Origin of the sequence: Gordonia aurantiaca (genome assembly GCF_039939235.1) — a bacterium.
GTDB lineage: Bacteria > Actinomycetota > Actinomycetes > Mycobacteriales > Mycobacteriaceae > Gordonia.
In genome coordinates this window covers 929,264-946,440 of the sequence record NZ_JBDUUF010000001.1, presented here as the reverse complement: position 1 = coordinate 946,440, position 17,177 = coordinate 929,264, and the positions used below count along the sequence as shown (strand labels likewise).

The window sequence follows — 17,177 nt, the reverse complement described above, 5'->3', positions numbered from 1 at the left end:
GCGCGTCAGCGTCCCGCGGCCGCCACGCGTGCCTGGATGGCGTCGACGAAGACGTTGCGAATGTCGGCAGGCGTCTTCGCGACGTAGGTGGTGCCGCCGGTCGCATCGGCGATCTGCTTGAGCGCGTCGGTGTCCGCGTCGTCGGAGATGCCGATGGTGAGGACCAGGACCGGACGGGCCGGGTCCTCGAGTCGCTTCAACTCGGCCAGCAACTCCTGCAGGCTGATGCTGTCCGGGTCCTCGTTCTGACCGTCGGTCATCACGATGACGCTGTTGGAGTAGTTCGGATCGTAGGTCTCCTGGACCTGCTTGAACGCCGCCAGCGTCGTGTCGTACAGGCCGGTGCCGCCGCCGAGATCGGACAGGCCCGTCTCGACGGCCTTGACCAACGCGTCACGGTGCGTCCCGCGACCCGACGGGGCGTCGAGTCGCTTGATGGGCTCCATCTCCACCCAGTCCTGGCCGTTGCCGCCCTTGTCGACGGAGAACGCCCAGCCGCCGACCATCGTGTTGTTCGGGAACAACTTGAGACCGGTCTTCGACGCCTCGATGAGCAGTTCCGCTCGGGTCGAGCCACCCGCGGCGGCCTCCATCGATCCGGAGGTGTCCTGCACGACGAGGGTGCGGATCGGCACGCCGAGAACCTGCCACTGACGCAGCGCCTTGTCCACCGAGGCGGGGTCGCGCAACTCGAGCCGCTTCACCGGCTCACCGACGCCGTTACCCTCCGGATCGCGGTAGCCCGCGTCGGCCAACGCCTTCCGTCCCGCGTCGCTGTCGAGGGCGGCGGCCAGCGCCGCACCTGCCTCGGCGGCGGCCTCCTGCTTCGCCGCGGACGCGGTGTTCACGAGCGGGTAGTCGAGCGTCACGGTGCCCGACGCCGGGACGGCCGACTTCAGCTGCGAGCCGGGGTGAGTGCGAACGAACAGCTCGTACTGCTGCTCGGTGGTGACCACCGGCACGCCCTCCTGATTGGCGAGGTTGAGCCGGGCGCCCTCGCTGTCGTTGGCGAGACGCGCGTTGTTCTGCTGGATCGCCAGAACCGTCATCGCCTCGGTGAACTCCTCCTCGGAGAGTTCACCGGCGTCGACGGCGGCGAGCGCGCCGATGATCGGGGCGTCGCCGGTGCTGGTGTCGACGGGGCTGCCGGTTCGCAGGTTGGGCAGCTTCATGACGTCGACCCAGGTCTGCAACTCGGGGACGTCGGTGCCGGCGACGACCGCCGGGGTCGACGCGATCGACGGCGAGACCAGGTCGAGTTCACGGCGAACCTGCGTGGTGACGCGCCGAGCCTGAACCTGGGAGTCGGCGACCCACAGGTCCGGGGCGGCCGCACCCTGCGTCATCAGCCCCGGCATGTCGGCGCCTGCCGCGGTCTGGACGTCGAAGTCGTAGCAGGAGTCCGCCGACGCCTGTCGGGCGACCTCGCGTAGCGGGTTGGTCATCGCGGCGTCGGACGCGACGGCCACCTTCACGCGGTCACCGCAACCCGACGAACTCGTCTGCCAGATCACGAGGCCCGCGACGAGCGCGGCGACCAGGACCAGCGCCGCGATCCCCCACAGCCACGCGCCGCTGCGGCCGCTGGGCGGCTCGCGGTGATCGAAGCCGAAGTCGTCGTCGCCGGCGTTCGGGGCGGCACGGAAGCCGCCCGAGTCGCCCGCGGCACGGAAACCGCCCGAGTCGCCCGCGGCACGGAAGCCGCCCGAGTCGCTTCCGGCGGGGCGGTTCGACGAGGTGCCGGACGGTCCGGGGTCACCCTCAACCGGACGGCGGACGGCGTCACCCGCACGAGGCCGGGGACCGGTGTCGCCGGCCGTGGGCTGCCGACCGCTGTCTTCCGACGGCGCACGGAACCCGCCACTGTCACCCGGAGCCCTAAAGCCTCCGGTGTCGCCTCGTGCGGCTCGGCGGCCGGGCCCGCCAGGTGCAGCACCGAATCCGCCGGTGTCGCGGGCCGGGTTCTTCTCCGACCGGTTCCACTCGTTGCCGGCGCGATCGCCGTCTGAGCTGTGACGCCCCATAGATACTCTCGTTCCCCTCGTGCGGCGGTGTGCTCACACCGCCGTGCCACGCGTCATCCGGGAGGCCCCGCCGACGCAGGCGTCAGCCGCAGACCTCGATGACGCGCAGCGTCATGCAAAGACCTCTCGAAACCGCTCCAGCGATTTACGCAGATCCCCCGAAACGGCCAGCACCGCGGTCTTGCCCACCGGCCCGATGAGTGGCAGTCCACCCAGATCAACAGTGAAGGTTACTTCCGATCCCCGCGACGTGGGAGAGATGCCCAGGTCGAGCTTCGCCTTCACCCCGCCCTTTCCGTTGCCCTTGAGACGGACGTGCGACACGGGTTCGAACTTCTCGATGACCCAGTCGAACCGCACGCGGGTGCCTTTGACCTTGACGATCGATGAGATCTCGACGCCCTTGCGCAGATCCTCGGGCGCCGGGATCGGGCTGCGCCACACCTCGTGGATCACCAGCCATTCCGAATACCGGGACAGGTCGCTCGCCGCGGCCCAGGTATCTTCCGGTGACAGATCAACCTCGATGGAGTCACTCGTCTTCGCCATGGACCAAGAGCCTAGTGTCCCCGTGACCGGCGCCACGGAACCGGTGACGCGTTCCACTGCGGTCACGGACCAGGCCCGCGATCTGCTCGGCGCCCACCTGACGGGTCACGGGGTGACCATCATGCTCACCGAGGTCGAGGCCTACGCCGGTCCAGACGACCCGGCGTCGCACGCCTACACGCGGACCGCGCGGTCGGAGATCATGTACGGACCGCCGGGACGGCTGTACGTCTACCGGATTCACGGCCATCACTGCGCCAACGTCGTCGTGCAGGGTATCGGCCCCGCAGCGGCGATCCTGCTGCGGGCCGGGGAGATCGTCGATGGTGTGGAACTCGCGCGGGAGCGTCGCGGAGCGGCGCGGTCGACACCGGTGCCGGATGCCCGTCTGGCCAGTGGGCCCGGAAACCTGTGCCGCGCGCTGGGGATCACGATGGCCGATCTCGACACCGACCTGACCGATCCCGCCGCCCCGGTCCGGCTCGACGCCACGCGCCGCGGACCGGACGCCCTGAGGGTGGTCGCCGGACCGCGCGTGGGGGTCCGACTCGCCGCCGACCGGCAGTGGCGCTTCTTCGTCGACGGCCACCCGACGGTGTCGTCCTACCGGCGCCATCCGCGCGCCGGTAGGTGACAACCGGCTATTGGTCCTTCTTCTCTTCCGGCTGCTCGGCTTGGGCCTTGTGGTCTTCGGCCTTCTTGTCTTCGGCACCGACGGCCTTGCGAACGGCGTCCTGCGCCTTGTCGACATGCTGGGCGTACTTGTTGCCGGTGGCCTTGTCGATGGCGTCGCCGCCCTTCTCGATCAGATCCGGGTTGCTGCGCAGCGTGTCGCGCGCCTTGTTGACGAGTCCCTTGAGATCCATGACGTCTCCTGAGTCGACGGGCCGGACTTCTTCCGGCCACCCGCGGAGAGTCTAGCCGTGTGAGATGCGGTTTCAGGCAGCCGTCGGCGCGGTGGCCGACTCGGCATCGGCCGGGTGCACATGGTGCGGATCGTGCGCGGCGATCCAGCGCGGGGCGAGTCTCGAGACCACCTCCACCAGCACGATGCCGATCGCCGCCGAGACCAGCGCCACCGAGTTCATGGCCCAGTTGGACGAGTCGAGTTCGAACAGGTCCTGGGTGAACGGCCACGCGAAGATCAGCACGTAGGCGCCGGCGGAGACGGCCAGGAGCAGCACCTTCCACCAGGTGTAGGGGCGGGCGACGACGGCGAGCACGTAGACCGCGACCGCGATCAGCGTCATCAACGACGCGGTGGCCGCCTGGGTCTGCTCCGGCGACAGGTTGACGCTGTCACCGCCGACCTCCACGCCGGGGCCGCCCGGGTTGACGATGACGTAGGTGACGAAGGTGCACAGGCCGACGATGATGCCGTTGGGCACGGCGGTCAGCAGCACGCGCCGCACGAAGCCGCGGCGGGCGCGTTCGTTGTTGGGCGCCAGCGACAGGATGAACGCCGGGATGCCGATGGTGAACCACGCCGAGATCGTCACGTGGATCGGCTGGAACGGGTAGCTCAGCGGCTCGGTGCCGAGCAGCTTGCCCAGCACACCGCCGACACCGACGAACAGCGCCAGCAGCACCGCGTACACGGTCTTGGTGAGGAACAGGTTGGAGACGCGTTCGATGTTGCCGATGACGCGGCGCCCCTCCCCGACCACATACGGGAGGGTGGCGAACTTGTTGTCCAGCAACACGATCTGCGCCACCGAGCGAGCCGCCGAGCTCCCCGAGCCCATGGCCACCCCGATGTCGGAATCCTTGAGCGCGAGAACGTCGTTCACGCCGTCGCCGGTCATCGCCACCGTGTGCTCGCGCGACTGCAACGCCTTGACCATGGCGCGCTTCTGGTCCGGACGCACCCGGCCGAAGGTGACGCCGTGTTCCACGACCTCGGCGAGTTCGTCGGTGTCGCTGGGCAGTTCGCGGGCGTCGACGGACGTGTCGACGGATCCGAGTCCCAGGGATTCGGCGACCGCGCCGACCGAGCGGGCGTTGTCGCCGGAGATCACCTTGACCGCGACGTTCTGGTGCTCGAAGAACTCGAGGGTGTCGCGGGCGTCGGGACGCACCCGCTGTTCGAGGACGACCAGGGCGACCGGGGCGACCGCGCCCGGTGCCACCGCCCCGGGGTCGGGTTCGGTGTCGACGGGGACGTCGGTGCGGGCGAGCAGCAGCACGCGCAGGCCGGTGGCACCGATGTCGGAGGCGAGCTGCGCGGTGTCGCCGGCGGGGTCGAGCAGCACGTCTGGGGCGCCGACGATCCAGTTGCCCGCATCGCTGCCGGCGTCGTCGGTGAACGACATGCCGCTCCACTTGGTGGCCGAGGTGAACGGCTTGATCGCCGACACCGACCACGACGGCGGCGACGGGTATGCCTCGGCGATCGCGAGCATGCTGGCGTTCGGGCGCGGATCGTGCGCGGCCAGCGCGGCGAGCACCTGCGCGGCGGTCTCCTCCGGCACGTCGCCGACGAGGCGGAGTTCGGACAGGCGCATGCCGTTCTCGGTGAGCGTGCCGGTCTTGTCGGCGCACACGACGTCGACCCGGGCGAGGCCCTCGATCGCCGGGAGCTCGTTGACCAGGCACTGCCGCGCGCCGAGGCGGACCACACCGACTGCGAAGGCGATCGAGGTCATCAGCACCAGGCCCTCGGGGACCATCGGGACGAGTGCGGCGACCATGCCGAGCAGGGCCTGCTTGAGGCCGTTCTCGCTGATGAACAGCTGGTTGACGATGGTCAGGATGCCGGCCGGGATGAGCAGCCACGTGATGACCTTGAGGATCTGGTCGATGCCCGAGCGCAGTTCGGAGGAGACCAGGGTGAACTTCGACGCCTCGGCGGCCAGCTGGGCGGCGTAGGCGTCGGCGCCGACCTTGGTGGCGCGGTAGGCGCCGCCACCGGCGACGACGAAGCTGCCGGACAACACCGGGTCGCCGGGATCCTTGTCGATGGGGTCGGCCTCACCGGTGAGCAGCGACTCGTCGACGTCGAGGGCGGTGGCCTCGATGATCTCGCCGTCGACGACGATCTGGTCGCCGGCGCCGATCTCGATGATGTCGTCGAGCACGACCTCGTCGGGCGCGATCTCGGTGACCTTGCCCTCGCGGCGCACCCGCGGGCGGGTCTGGCCGACGATGGCGAGCTTGTCGAGGGTGCGCTTGGCGCGCACCTCCTGGATGATGCCGATGCCCGAGTTCGCGATGATGAGCAGGCCGAACAGGCCGTTGATGAACGACCCGGTGAACGCGACGATCGCGAACAGGATGCCCAGGATCGCGTTGATGCGCGTGAAGACGTTGGCGCGGACGATGTCGGCGACGGTGCGGCCCGACTTCGCGGGCAGGGTGTTGACCTTGCCCTCGGCGACCCGTTGGGCGACCTCCTGCGCGGACAGCCCGGGATCGACCGTCTCCGCCGTGGTGCTCACGCCGAAACCTCCCACCAACTCGGATGCGCCACACCGGTTCCGGTGCGGTGTTCGAGGTCGATCGAACCACCGGGCTGCGGAACCAGCACAGTCGGGTCCCCGTGGCGCCTGGAGGCCAGCAGCCGCGCGACGGGCTCACCCCACGGGTGGCGGGCGAGGTTGAACGTCCCCCAGTGGATCGGGATCATCACCGAGTCGGCCCCGGCGCCGGGCGACACCATCCGGTGCACCGACAGCGCCTCCTCCGGGTTGATGTGGATGTCGGGCCACATCTCGTCGTAGGCGCCGACGGCGACGAGGGTCAGGTCGAACGGGCCGAGCTTCGCGCCGAGGTCCTCGAAACGTTCGGTGTGGCCGGTGTCGCCGGAGAAGAAGACCTTGTGGGTACGCCCTTCGACGGCCCAGCTGCCCCACTGGGTGAGGTTGCGCGCCAGCCATCGCCCGGAGAAGTGCCGGGCCGGTCCGCAGGTGAGGCGGAGATCGCCGACGGGCGTGCTGACGACGAGGTCCTCCCACCAGTCGGCCTGGCGGATGCGGTCTTCGGGGATGCCCCACGCGATGAGGTGTGCGCCGACGCCGATCGTCGTCACGAACACCGCGTCGGGCTGGGTGGCCGCCAGGGTGATGACGGTGTCCATGTCGAGGTGGTCGTAGTGGTCATGGCTGATGAGTACCACGTCGATGGGCGGCAACCGGCGCGCGGCGATCGGCGCCGGATGCATGCGCGCCGGGCCGACGAGTTGGCTCGGGGAGCACCGGCGGCTCAGGACCGGGTCGGTGATGATGCGGGCGCCGTCGATGTCGATGACCGCGGTGGCGTGACCGAGCCAGGTGACCGACAGCGGCGCCGGGGCGCCGAACTGCGGCGTCGTGACCATTACAGGGCGTCGCGGGCGGCCGGGGCGTCGGGCCATGTCGGAGAGAACCGCGAGGTCCGGGTCCACGGAACTCTGCGGTTCGGGATTGTCGAAGACCCCGTCGCGCTGATACGGCGAGCGCCGGATGTGTGGGGCGATCTCTTCTCTGCTCGCGCCGACCGCACGCGCGGGGGTCACGCCGCCCGCGGCGAGACGCTCGACGACCAGGTCGGCCATCATCGCGCCCGCCGACGTCACCCTCCCGAGTACCCGCGAGGTCGCGTCCGTGGTGGTTCGTCCGGCGTTCGAGGTCACGATCACACACTAGTGGGTTCGTTCGGCAAAGGTCGGCAAGCGCGGCGTCGATCGGCGCCGTCCCCTCACATCCTCGGACGCCCGTTGTGAGATCGACCCGCAGGCCCGATGACGAGCCGGGTGAACGGTGCCCGGCTTTTCGGGCGTGAACCGGGCAGATGCCCCTGATGTCGCTGATAAGCTGCGGCGAAACCGTCCATCGCACATGCGCCGGCGCATGTCGTCCGAAAAGGTAGACCCCCGTGCCTCGGATGTCCGTCGAACAGCGTCGTAGTGCGCTCATCGAGTCGGCGTACCGCGTGATCGCCGATCACGGTGTTGAGGGTGCCACCACCCGCCGCATCTGCGCTCACGCCGGGATGCCGCTCGCGAGTTTCCACTACGCGTTCGAAAGCCGTACTGCCCTGTTGTGCGCCGTGATGGAACAGGCGGTTCCCGTCGACATCGAACGCATGCTCCACGCGGTGCTCCCCGCCGCCGACTACGGCACCACCCCCACGCTCGACCTGATCAAGAAGAACATGGAGCGACAGTTCCACGCGTTCTACGACCTGCTCAAGGCCGATCCGGGCCGGATGCAGGCCGCGATCGCGCTCGGGATCTACGCGCACAACCACCCGGAGCTGCAGGACGTGGGCCGATCCATGTACGAGCACCTGTACCGGATCGCCGCGACCGGACTGAAAGCTGTGTCCGACAGCGCCCCCGTCTCCTGGACCCGGCCGGTGGAGGAGCTCGGACCGTTCGTCATCGCCGCCACCAACTCCATCACGCTGGTCCATCTCAGCACCGGGGACGAGTCGGTGATCAACTCGCTGATCGAGGCCGTCGCCGATCAGCTGGCCACCTATGTCACGTTCGACTGACCGTCGAACCCACGCCCCGTCCGCCGATCCACGCGGCGATGGCCTGTGGGTACGCGACCCCGAGGGGTACTGGGCGACGATCGATCAGGCGGTACGCGAGGCCGGGCTCGACGCCCCGGTGCTCGCGCTCGACCGCGCGGCGCTCGAACACAATGCCGCCGACCTGCTGCGCCGGGCCTCCGGGGTCCCGATCCGGATCGCGAGCAAGTCGCTGCGCGTGCGGTCGGTCATCGCCGATCTCGCGACTCGCCCGGGCTTCCACGGTGTGCTGGCCTACGACCTGGCCGAAGCGCACTGGTTGGCGACCACCACCGACATCCCCGACATCCTGATCGGATATCCGACGGTGCGGCGGGACGCGTTGCGCGCGTTCGTGTCCGACGAGGTCGCCACGTCGCGGGTGACGCTCCTGGTGGATTCCTCGGATCAACTCGATATCGTCGATGTCGTCGCCCCACCCGCATCCCGGCGCCCCGTCCGCGTCGCGATCGACCTCGATGCGTCCTATCGACTACTCGGCGGTCGTGTCCACATCGGGGTACGCCGGTCGCCGGTGCACTCGCGGCGCGACGTCCTCGAGCTCGCCCGGACGGTCGTCGCGCGTGACGGTTTCGAACTGGTCGGCGTCATGTCGTACGAGGCACAGGTGGCCGGGGTCGCAAACGGCGTGCCGGGCAAGGCGGCGATGAACGCCGTCGTCTCGCTGATGCAGCGGCGGTCGATGGCCGAGTTGCGTCGCCGGCGCGGGAAGATCATCGATGAGCTGCGGCAACTCGCCGACCTCGAGTTCGTCGACGGCGGCGGCACCGGGTCGCTGGAGGAGACCGCCCGCGACCGGTCGGTGACCGACATCGCGGCGGGCAGCGGCCTCTTCGGCGGCCACCTGTTCGACGGTTACGCGCACTTTCGGCCCGCGCCGGCGCTGGCATTCGGGCTCGACGTGGTGCGACGCCCCGCGCGCGACATCGTCACCTGCGCCGGCGGCGGATGGATCGCCTCGGGTCCGCCGGCCGAGGACCGGCTGCCGAAGCCGGTGTGGCCCAGCGGTCTGGGCTACATCGGCACCGAGGCCGCCGGCGAGGTGCAGACCCCGCTGCGCGGCGCCGCCGCGTCCGGCATCGCGGTCGGCGATCGAGTATGGTTCCGGCACACCAAGTCCGGTGAGGTCTGCGAGCGGGCGCGGCAGGTCGCCGTGATCGATCGCGACGACACCGGGCGCGCGGTCGTGACCGAGGTCGTTCCGACATACCGGGGTGAGGAGAAGTGCTTCCTGTGAGCGGGCCTGTGAGCGCGACGACGGCGGATCCGGCGGACCGGTGGCGGAACTGGGGCGGTACCGCGAGCTCCACGCCGAGCCGGACGCTGTCCCCGTCGAGTGCCGACGAGGTCGCGCACATCGTCCGTGAGACCGTCGAGCGTGGCGGCACGGTCAAGACCGTCGGCGCCGGACACAGCTTCTCCCCCATCGCCGTCGCCGACGACGTGCAGCTCGAGCTGTCGAATCTGCGTGGACTCGTCGGCGTAGACGGCAAGCGCGTCACGCTGCGGGCCGGCACGCATCTGTACGAGATCCCGGGCCTGCTGAAGCCGCACGGGCTGGCGATGGCCAACCTCGGTGACGTCGACCGGCAGACCATCGCGGGCGCGACGTCCACCGGAACCCACGGCACCGGTCTGGCCTTCGGCGGCATCGCCACCCAGATCGCCGGGGTGAGGCTGGTGAACGGCGCGGGCGAGGTCGTCAACGTCGAACCCGGTGATCCCGACTTCCCCGCCGCGGCACTGGGTCTCGGCGCGCTCGGCGTCGTCGTCGAGATCACCGTCGAATGCGTCGACGACTTCAAGCTGCACGCCGTCGAGGGCCCTGCGTCGGCGTCGGAGGCGATCGCCGGATTCCTCGAGCAGGTCGCCGAGGCCGATCACCACGAGTTCTACCTGTTCCCGCACACCGATTGCGCGCTGACGAAGACCAACACCCGGCTGCCCGCGGACGCGGAGGTCACCGGTCCGTCGAGGATCCGCCGCTACGTCGACGACGAACTACTGAGCAACAAGGTGTTCCGGCTGCTGTGCGAGATCGGCAGACGCGCACCCGGTCTGGTTCCGACGATCAATTCCGTCGCCGGCCGCTGCCTCTCGCCGCGGGAGATGACCGACGAGTCGACGAAGGTGTTCGTCTCGAACCGGGATGTGCGGTTCCGCGAGATGGAGTACGCGATCCCGCTCGAGGACATCCCCGACACCCTGCGCGAGATCCGGGCCATGCTGGACCGGCGCCGGTACCACGTCAGCTTCCCGATCGAGGTGCGCGCCGCGGCCGCCGACGATCTCATGCTGTCCACGGCGTCGGGCCGCACCAGCGGGTACATCGCCGTCCACCGCTATCACCGCGACGACCCGGCCGACTCAGATGCCTACTTCGCCGACGTCGAGGCGATCATGACCGCGGTCGGCGGACGCCCGCACTGGGGAAAGATGCACACCCGCGACGCCGACTACCTGCGCAGCGTGTACCCGCGCTTCGACGAGTTCCGCGCGGTACGTGACCGTTTCGATCCTGCGCGAGTGTTCGCGAACGAGTACCTGCGGCGAGTACTGGGCGACTGAGGCGCGCGGAATCACAGCTCGATGTCGCGCTGAGCGCGACGTGCAGCTCGATGTCGCGCTGAGCGCGACGTGCAGCTATGGATTCCGTCGCTGATGGATCGGACCATCGGTCGCGTGCAGCGGCATCGCGCTCGCGCGATGGCGCTCCGCGACGATCTGCGCCGCGATCGACACCGCGACCTCCGCCGGCGAATGCGCGCCCAGGTCGAGACCGAGCGGCGACCGCAGCCGAGCGAGTTGCCGCTCGTCGACGCCCTCCTCGCGTAGACGGCGGTTGCGGTCGGCGACCGTCCGCCGCGAACCCAGTGCGCCGATGAACCCGAAAGTGCCGGACCGCAAGGCGGTTCGCAGGGTCGGGACGTCGAACTTGGCGTCGTGGGTCAACACGCAGAGCGCCGTCGTCGGGCCGATGCGCCCGTCCCGGATCTGTTCGGCCAGATAGCGATCCGGCCAGTCGACGATCACCTCGTCGGCGTCGGGGAACCGCTCGCGGGTCGCGAACACCGGCCGGGCGTCGACGACGGTGACCCGCAGGCCGAGGGTGGCACCGAGGGAGCTCAGGGAGCGTACGAAGTCGTTGGCGCCCACCAGGACCAGACGTGCGGCGGGTGCGAAGGTCTGCACGAAGGTGCGGGGACGGTCCTCGGCGGTGGCCGCCGGATCGGTTGTCTCGCAGTCGTCGACGCCGATGATGCCGCTTCGTCCGACGGCGAGCAGGTCGGCGACGTCGCGGTCGAGGCGACGCCATGGCGGATGCGCGACCGAGGTGGCGAGGTACCAGTCGGGCCGCTCCGTGAGGGTCGTCGCGAGCGCGACCGGCTCGTCGGCGCGGAGGGCGTCTCCGAGACGACGCAGCTGCGCGAGACGTTCCTCGACGGGTTCGACCCGTTCGACGAGGACAGCGATCCGACCACCACACGTCAGGCCCGGCACCGGATCGCCCGGATCGTCGATCCCGAACGTCTCGACGACCGCGACACCGTCGTCGAGGACCTGCCGCGCGGTGTGTACGAGCGCGCCCTCGACGCAGCCGCCCGACACCGAGCCCATCACCGCGCCGTCGGAGGTCACGAGCATCGCCGCCCCGACCCCGCGCGGCGCGGAGCCGGAGGTCGCGACGACCCGGCACAACACCACCGGGCGCGCGCCGGCCCCGCCCAGGAGTCCGACGAGGTCCGGCAAGATGTCGCGCATGCACTCCAGTGTGCACGCGGGAGGCCGGACCCGCTGCTCAGCGACCCCGGGACCCAGTGCTTTCGGGACCCGGCCTTCCCGGACCCCAGCCCTTCCCGCAACTCAGCGTTTCCGGGACCCGACGTCTGTCCGGAACTCGGCGTTTTTCCGGAACTCGGCGTTTTCCGAAACTCAGTGCCCGAGGAACCGGGGCGCACGCTTCTCCTGGCGCGCTGCCCGGCCCTCGGCCATGTCGTCGCTCTCCCAGGCGCGGCGCATGGCGGCGACACGGTCCGCGGGGGCGGGGTCGCGGGCACCGTCGCCGTTGAGGACGAGCTTGTAATGCTGCAACGTGAGCGGCGCGAGTTCGGAGATGGTCGCGGCCCAGTGCTGGGCGTCGGCGAGATCGCCGATGCGGTTGGCGAAGCCCAGGGCGTGGGCGCGGTCTGCATTCAGCGGTTCGCAACCGATGAGCATGCCGCGGGCCTGCCCCGCGCCGACCAGCGACACCAGTCGGCGGATGGTCCATTCGTCCACGGCCACACCGATTTTCGCGGCGGGGATGGCGGCGATCGCGTCCGGCGCCATCACGCGCAGGTCGGCGGCCATGGCGAGCTGGACCCCGCCGCCGATGGCCGCGCCGTTCAGTGCGGCGATGACCGGCACCGGCGTGCGCTCGATCCGCTCCAGCGTCCCGACGAGCTTCTCGAGGAAGCCGGGGTCGTAGACCGGACCGGACAGGTCGGCGCCGGCGCTGAACACCGTGCCGCGTCCGGTTACCACGATGGCGCGTGCCCCGTCGGCGACCGCCGTCTCGAAGGCGTCGGCCAGGCCCGTCAGCATCTCCTCGTCGAGGGCGTTGCGCTTCTCGACCCGGTCCAGCTCGATGGTGACGACGGCGCCGTCGGTGGTGGAGTGAATCATGGTGGCAAAGCCTACCGATCCACCGATCCCCGGCAGACATGACAGGGTGGTGACGTGCAGAACACCGCTTCTCCGGCACCCGGCGCCACCCCGTCCCCACCCGCGGTCGAAGACCACTCGGACGTCCTGGTCATCGGTGGCGGACAGGCCGCGCTGTCGGCGGCGTATTTCCTGCACCGCTTCGATCTCGGTGAGCGCTACCAGGTCCTCGACCATGCGCCCGGGCCCGGCGGGGCGTGGCAGTTCCGGTGGCCGACGCTGACCCTGGCCACCGCGAACCGGGTGCACGACCTGCCGGGATGGGGAATCATCGACGCGCTCGGGCTCAACTGCGACCACCTCCCCGCCGCGACCGCCGTCCCCGAGTACTTCGGGCGTTACGAGGAGAAGTTCGGACTCAACGTGCACCGACCGGTGCATGTGCGCGCGGTCCGCCGCGACGGCGACGGGTTCCGCGCCGAGCTCGCCGACGGCCGCAGCGTCACCGCGAATGTCATCATCAATGCCACCGGCACCTGGGACCGCCCGTTCATCCCGCACATCCCCGGGGCCGCAGACTTCCGCGGCCGGCAACTGCACACCCACGACTACAAGACGCCCGCCGAGTTCGCCGGGAAGCGTGTCCTCGTCGTCGGCGCCGGTATCTCGGCCATTCAGCTGCTCATCGAGATCGCACGGCAGGCGCCGGGCGTCGAGACGTTCTGGTGTTCGCGGCGCGAGCCGGTCTTCAACCCGGAGCCGTTCACGCCGGAGCAGGGGCGCGAGGCCGTCGCCCGCGTCGAACGCCGTGTGCGCGCCGGCCTGCCCCCGACATCGGTGGTGTCGGTGACCGGGCTCGCGCTCACGCCCACGATCGCGGCCGCCCAGCGGGACGGCATCCTGAAGTGGCGTCCGATGTTCACCCGCATCACCGAGACCGGCGTGTGCTGGGACTGCACCGTCGACGGCGAGGGCCCCGAACGCCTCGACGTGGACGTGATCTTCTGGAACACCGGGTTCCGTTCCGCGCTCGACCACCTCGCTCCCCTGCGACTGCGCGGCCCCGGCGGCGGGATCGTCATGACCGGACGCCTTGCGACCGTCGTCGACGCGGACCCGCGGGTCCAGCTGCTGGGGTACGGCCCCTCTGCGTCGACGATCGGCGCCAACCGTGCCGGACGCGAGGCCGCCCGGGTGGCGGCGGAGCTGCTCGGGGTTCGGTAGCGACCGAAGCGCAGGCGCCCGACATCATCGATCCGTGTGACCGAGATCAGCCGAGGTCACAGCGCCGGATTGGTGTCGCGGGCGACATCTCGTGACACCAGGCCCGTAGCCGTGTTTTGACAAAGTGTTGTGTTTTCCCAACACTGGGTGAGGTGAGTCCAATACGGCGTGGGGAAAAGCTCCCCATCTACAACCGCATCGGCGTCCTGCGCGCCGAACGGGGGATGTCACGGGCCGACCTCGCGAAACTCGTCGGCATCAACGTGCAGACCGTCGGCGCCCTCGAGCGGGGCGACAACTACCCCAGCCTCGACCTCGCGTTCCGGATCTGCGACGTCTTCGACCTGCCGGTCGAGGCCGTGTTCAGCCGGACGCCGTTCGGCGCGATGTCGGCGGAGTTGTATCGGCGCGACCGACGGGTATCCGGTGACGACGCATCAATCACCGGCGCAGACACCAGTGACGACGGAGGTGAACGATGAACGACCCGAACTCGGCGTTCCCGGAGGAAGCGAAACCACAGATCTGGCGTCGCTACGAGGATTGGCGGGGTCGTCGGCACCAGGCATTCAACGCCAGGCACGCCCATCGGCTGACGTCGTGGCGCAACCAGCGCTCCTTCCGGCGCCTGGTGATCGCGCTGCTGTGCTCGCTCGCGGTCGTGATCGCCGGCTCGACTCTCGCCTTCGTCGGATCGAACTGGTTCATCCTGCCGTTCGGCCTGGGTCTCGTCGCCGTCCTGCTCACCCTCGGGGCGTTACGCATCGTCACCGGGTCGGTCGCCGATGCACCGGTCACCGCGCTCGACGAGATCCAGTTGGCACAACGGAATTCGGCGCGGTCGTTCGGGTTCTTCGTCCTCTACGTCACGATGTTCGTCCCCTATGCGGTCCTCATCGCCATGAGCACGCAGGACGAGGTCCCGGGAGACTGGGTCTACGGATCGGCGATCCTGCTCATCTCACTCGTCCTCACCGCGGCCTGCGTTCCGACGATGCTCGTCGCCTGGTGGATGTCCGCCCCCGACCCCGAGGACTACGAGTTCGACGATTCACCGACCACCGCCGACGCCGTCCGAGAGGAGCGCGAACCATGAACGCACCATTGATCGTCGACGGTCTCCACAAGCGCTATGGGGACCTGGTCGCATTGCGGGACATGACCTTTCACGTCAATCCCGGGGAGATCTTCGGTTTCGTCGGCAGCAACGGCGCCGGCAAATCGACGACGATGCGCATCATCCTCGGCGTGCTCGCCGCCGACGCGGGCGAAGTCCGGTTGGGCGACCGCCACATCGACCTCGACCTCCGACGCCGGATCGGGTACATGCCCGAGGAACGCGGCCTCTATCCGAAGATGAGAGTGGGAGAACAACTCACGTTCCTCGCGCGTCTCCACGGCATGGCCACCGCGAGCGCCGAGGAATCGGCACGGCGCTGGACCGATCGACTCGGCGTGGGTTCCCGCTTCGACGACGACGTCGCCGACCTCAGCCTCGGCAACCAGCAGCGTGTCCAGCTCGCCGCCGCACTCGTGCACGATCCGGAGGTCCTCGTACTCGACGAGCCGTTCTCCGGCCTCGACCCGGTCGCCGTCGACGTGATGAGCGACGTGCTGAAAGAGAAGGCGGCCGAGGGCGTCCCGGTGATCTTCTCGTCCCATCAGCTCGACCTCGTCCAGCGGATCTGTGATCGGGTGGGGATCATCGCCCGGGGCGAGATGCGTGCGCTCGGCACCGTCGACGACCTGCGCACCCGCAGCGGCGTCACCCTCGAGATCGCCGGACCGCGCACCGACATCGCCTGGGCGGACAACCTGCCCGGTGTGCGCGGCGTCGAATACGGCGAGAGCACACGTCTTCTCATCGACCCGGAGGCTGCCGACGACCAGCAGATCCTCGCGGCCGCCCTCGAACACGGCCCCGTCCACCGGTTCGCCACATCTGCCCCATCCCTGACCGAACTGTTCCGAGAGGTGGTGTCGGCATGACCGCCCTGCACACACCGACCGTCCCCGCCGCGAGCGCATCACAGGCAATCCGGCTCGTCGCCGAACGCGAGATCACCACCCGCGTGAAGACGAGGTCGTTCCTGATCAGCACCGGGCTGCTGATGGTCGTGCTGATCGCCGGCGCGATCATCATCAAGATCGTCACCGGCGGCGACTCCGCCGAAAGGGTCGCCGTCCTGGCGCAACCGCAGTCGGTGGCGGAATCCATCGTCTCCGTGGCCGATTCGGCCGGGACCCGTATCGACATCGAATCCGTGGACACTGTTGCCGAAGCGCGCCAGCGCGTCGCCGACGGCGATGTCGCGGCAGCACTGGTGCCCGGCGAGGCGACCGACTCCTACGTGATCATCGGCAAGGACGGTGTCGACCCCGCCGTCGAGGGGCCGATCCGCACGGCGGTGGCCCAGGACGGGTTGTCCCGCGCGCTCGCCGAGCGCGGGATCGACGTCGCGTCCCTGCCCCCGGTCGACGTCACGGTGACCCAGCTCGACGCCGCTCGCCCGGACGAGGGCCAGCGAGTCGTGATCGCGATGGTCGGGTTCGTCCTGCTGATGCTCGCGATCACCATGGGCGGCACCATGGTCGCCGTGGGTGTCGTCGAGGAGAAGACCTCCCGCGTCGTCGAGTTGCTGCTCGCGACGATCAAGCCCCTCCACCTGATGTGGGGCAAGATCCTCGGCATCGGCGCCGTCGTGCTGGGGCAGGTGGTGCTGCTCGGCGCGACCGCGATGATCGCGGGGATGGCGACCGGAATCCTCACCGTGCCCGGCGCGGCCGTCGGCATGTTCGCGGCGTCGCTGGCGTGGTTCGTGCTCGGCTTCCTGTTCTTCGCGTCGCTCTACGCGGCGACGGGCGCGATCGTCTCGCGGCAGGAGGAGCTCAGTTCGTCGTCGGCGCCGCTGACCGTGCTGTCTCTCGCGGTCCTCTACGCGGGCATCTTCGGTGTGCAGGCGCTGAATTCGACGCTGATCGAGACGCTCAGCTGGGTTCCGCCGTTCAGCGCCGCGCTCATGCCGATCCGCATCGCGACCGGCGACACGAACATCGTGCAGATCGTGATCACTTTCGTGCTGATGGGCCTCGCGACCGCCGCGGCGACGTGGGTGACCGCGCGGATCTACCAGCGGTCGATCCTGCGGACCGGGTCGCGGATCGGCTGGGGCGAGGTCGTGAAGCTGGCCAGGTGACAACGGATTCGTAGAGGAGGTGGGC

16 protein-coding genes are annotated in these 17,177 nt (G+C 69.6%); 9 read left to right on the top strand and 7 right to left on the bottom strand.

The window, feature by feature from the left end; all coding sequences use genetic code 11:
• Nucleotides 1-5 precede the first annotated feature (5 nt).
• Together ABFT43_RS04330 and ABFT43_RS04325 are read right to left on the bottom strand one after the other, a co-directional pair.
• Nucleotides 6-2,024: a substrate-binding domain-containing protein gene (locus ABFT43_RS04330; RefSeq protein WP_347959132.1), complete on the bottom strand. Its 2,019-nt coding sequence runs from the start codon at nucleotides 2,022-2,024 to the stop codon at nucleotides 6-8.
• 111 nt (nucleotides 2,025-2,135) lie between these two features.
• A complete protein-coding gene (locus ABFT43_RS04325; protein ID WP_347959131.1) occupies nucleotides 2,136-2,573 on the bottom strand; it encodes a type II toxin-antitoxin system Rv0910 family toxin in 438 nt (145 codons plus the stop codon).
• On the opposite strand from ABFT43_RS04325, the gene ABFT43_RS04320 reads away from it, so the two are divergent.
• A complete protein-coding gene (locus ABFT43_RS04320; RefSeq protein WP_347959130.1) occupies nucleotides 2,551-3,207 on the top strand; it encodes a DNA-3-methyladenine glycosylase in 657 nt (218 codons plus the stop codon). The genes ABFT43_RS04325 and ABFT43_RS04320 overlap by 23 nt on opposite strands.
• A 7-nt stretch (nucleotides 3,208-3,214) precedes the next feature.
• Here the strand turns inward: ABFT43_RS04320 and ABFT43_RS04315 are convergent, their stop codons facing one another.
• The 3 genes from ABFT43_RS04315 to ABFT43_RS04305 form a co-directional block, all read right to left on the bottom strand.
• A complete protein-coding gene (locus tag ABFT43_RS04315) occupies nucleotides 3,215-3,439 on the bottom strand; it encodes an antitoxin (protein WP_347959129.1) in 225 nt (74 codons plus the stop codon).
• 72 nt (nucleotides 3,440-3,511) lie between these two features.
• Nucleotides 3,512-6,010, bottom strand: a complete 2,499-nt coding sequence (locus ABFT43_RS04310) for an HAD-IC family P-type ATPase (RefSeq protein WP_347959128.1) — start codon at nucleotides 6,008-6,010, stop codon at nucleotides 3,512-3,514.
• Nucleotides 6,007-7,188, bottom strand: a complete 1,182-nt coding sequence (locus ABFT43_RS04305; protein WP_347959127.1) for an MBL fold metallo-hydrolase — start codon at nucleotides 7,186-7,188, stop codon at nucleotides 6,007-6,009. The genes ABFT43_RS04310 and ABFT43_RS04305 overlap by 4 nt, the downstream gene beginning before the upstream one ends.
• A 245-nt stretch (nucleotides 7,189-7,433) precedes the next feature.
• Here ABFT43_RS04305 and ABFT43_RS04300 point away from each other — a divergent pair, with 245 nt between their 5' ends.
• From ABFT43_RS04300 to ABFT43_RS04290, 3 genes are read left to right on the top strand one after another with little or no spacing between them, the layout of a single operon-like run.
• Entirely contained in the window at nucleotides 7,434-8,048 is a 615-nt protein-coding gene (locus tag ABFT43_RS04300) for a TetR/AcrR family transcriptional regulator (RefSeq protein ID WP_347959272.1), read from the top strand.
• The gene (locus ABFT43_RS04295) at nucleotides 8,032-9,324 is read left to right on the top strand and encodes a type III PLP-dependent enzyme domain-containing protein (protein ID WP_347959126.1); all 1,293 of its coding nucleotides are present in this window, start codon (nucleotides 8,032-8,034) and stop codon (nucleotides 9,322-9,324) included. The genes ABFT43_RS04300 and ABFT43_RS04295 overlap by 17 nt, the downstream gene beginning before the upstream one ends.
• Nucleotides 9,325-9,332: 8 nt before the next feature.
• Nucleotides 9,333-10,655 (top strand): D-arabinono-1,4-lactone oxidase, encoded by a 1,323-nt coding sequence (locus tag ABFT43_RS04290; protein ID WP_347959271.1) that lies wholly within the window; start codon nucleotides 9,333-9,335, stop codon nucleotides 10,653-10,655.
• 75 nt (nucleotides 10,656-10,730) lie between these two features.
• Here the strand turns inward: ABFT43_RS04290 and ABFT43_RS04285 are convergent, their stop codons facing one another.
• Nucleotides 10,731-11,849: an XdhC family protein gene (locus ABFT43_RS04285; RefSeq protein ID WP_347959125.1), complete on the bottom strand. Its 1,119-nt coding sequence runs from the start codon at nucleotides 11,847-11,849 to the stop codon at nucleotides 10,731-10,733.
• A 171-nt stretch (nucleotides 11,850-12,020) separates the two neighbouring features.
• Nucleotides 12,021-12,752, bottom strand: a complete 732-nt coding sequence (locus ABFT43_RS04280) for an enoyl-CoA hydratase (protein WP_347959124.1) — start codon at nucleotides 12,750-12,752, stop codon at nucleotides 12,021-12,023.
• Nucleotides 12,753-12,806: 54 nt separating this feature from the next.
• On the opposite strand from ABFT43_RS04280, the gene ABFT43_RS04275 reads away from it, so the two are divergent.
• From ABFT43_RS04275 to ABFT43_RS04255, 5 genes are all read left to right on the top strand, one after another.
• Nucleotides 12,807-13,955: an NAD(P)-binding domain-containing protein gene (locus ABFT43_RS04275; protein ID WP_347959123.1), complete on the top strand. Its 1,149-nt coding sequence runs from the start codon at nucleotides 12,807-12,809 to the stop codon at nucleotides 13,953-13,955.
• A 152-nt stretch (nucleotides 13,956-14,107) separates the two neighbouring features.
• Nucleotides 14,108-14,437 carry a helix-turn-helix transcriptional regulator gene (locus ABFT43_RS04270; protein ID WP_347959122.1) on the top strand — a complete coding sequence of 110 codons (330 nt, stop codon included), beginning with the start codon at nucleotides 14,108-14,110 and terminating at the stop codon, nucleotides 14,435-14,437.
• Nucleotides 14,434-15,051 carry a hypothetical protein gene (locus ABFT43_RS04265; RefSeq protein WP_347959121.1) on the top strand — a complete coding sequence of 206 codons (618 nt, stop codon included), beginning with the start codon at nucleotides 14,434-14,436 and terminating at the stop codon, nucleotides 15,049-15,051. Before ABFT43_RS04270 ends, ABFT43_RS04265 begins: the two co-directional genes overlap by 4 nt.
• Nucleotides 15,048-15,944, top strand: coding sequence for an ABC transporter ATP-binding protein (locus tag ABFT43_RS04260; protein WP_347959120.1), 897 nt, complete (start codon nucleotides 15,048-15,050; stop codon nucleotides 15,942-15,944). The genes ABFT43_RS04265 and ABFT43_RS04260 overlap by 4 nt, the downstream gene beginning before the upstream one ends.
• Complete coding sequence (locus tag ABFT43_RS04255; RefSeq protein ID WP_347959119.1) at nucleotides 15,941-17,152, top strand: ABC transporter permease; 1,212 nt, start codon at nucleotides 15,941-15,943, stop codon at nucleotides 17,150-17,152. The genes ABFT43_RS04260 and ABFT43_RS04255 overlap by 4 nt, the downstream gene beginning before the upstream one ends.
• The last annotated feature ends 25 nt before the right edge of the window (nucleotides 17,153-17,177 follow it).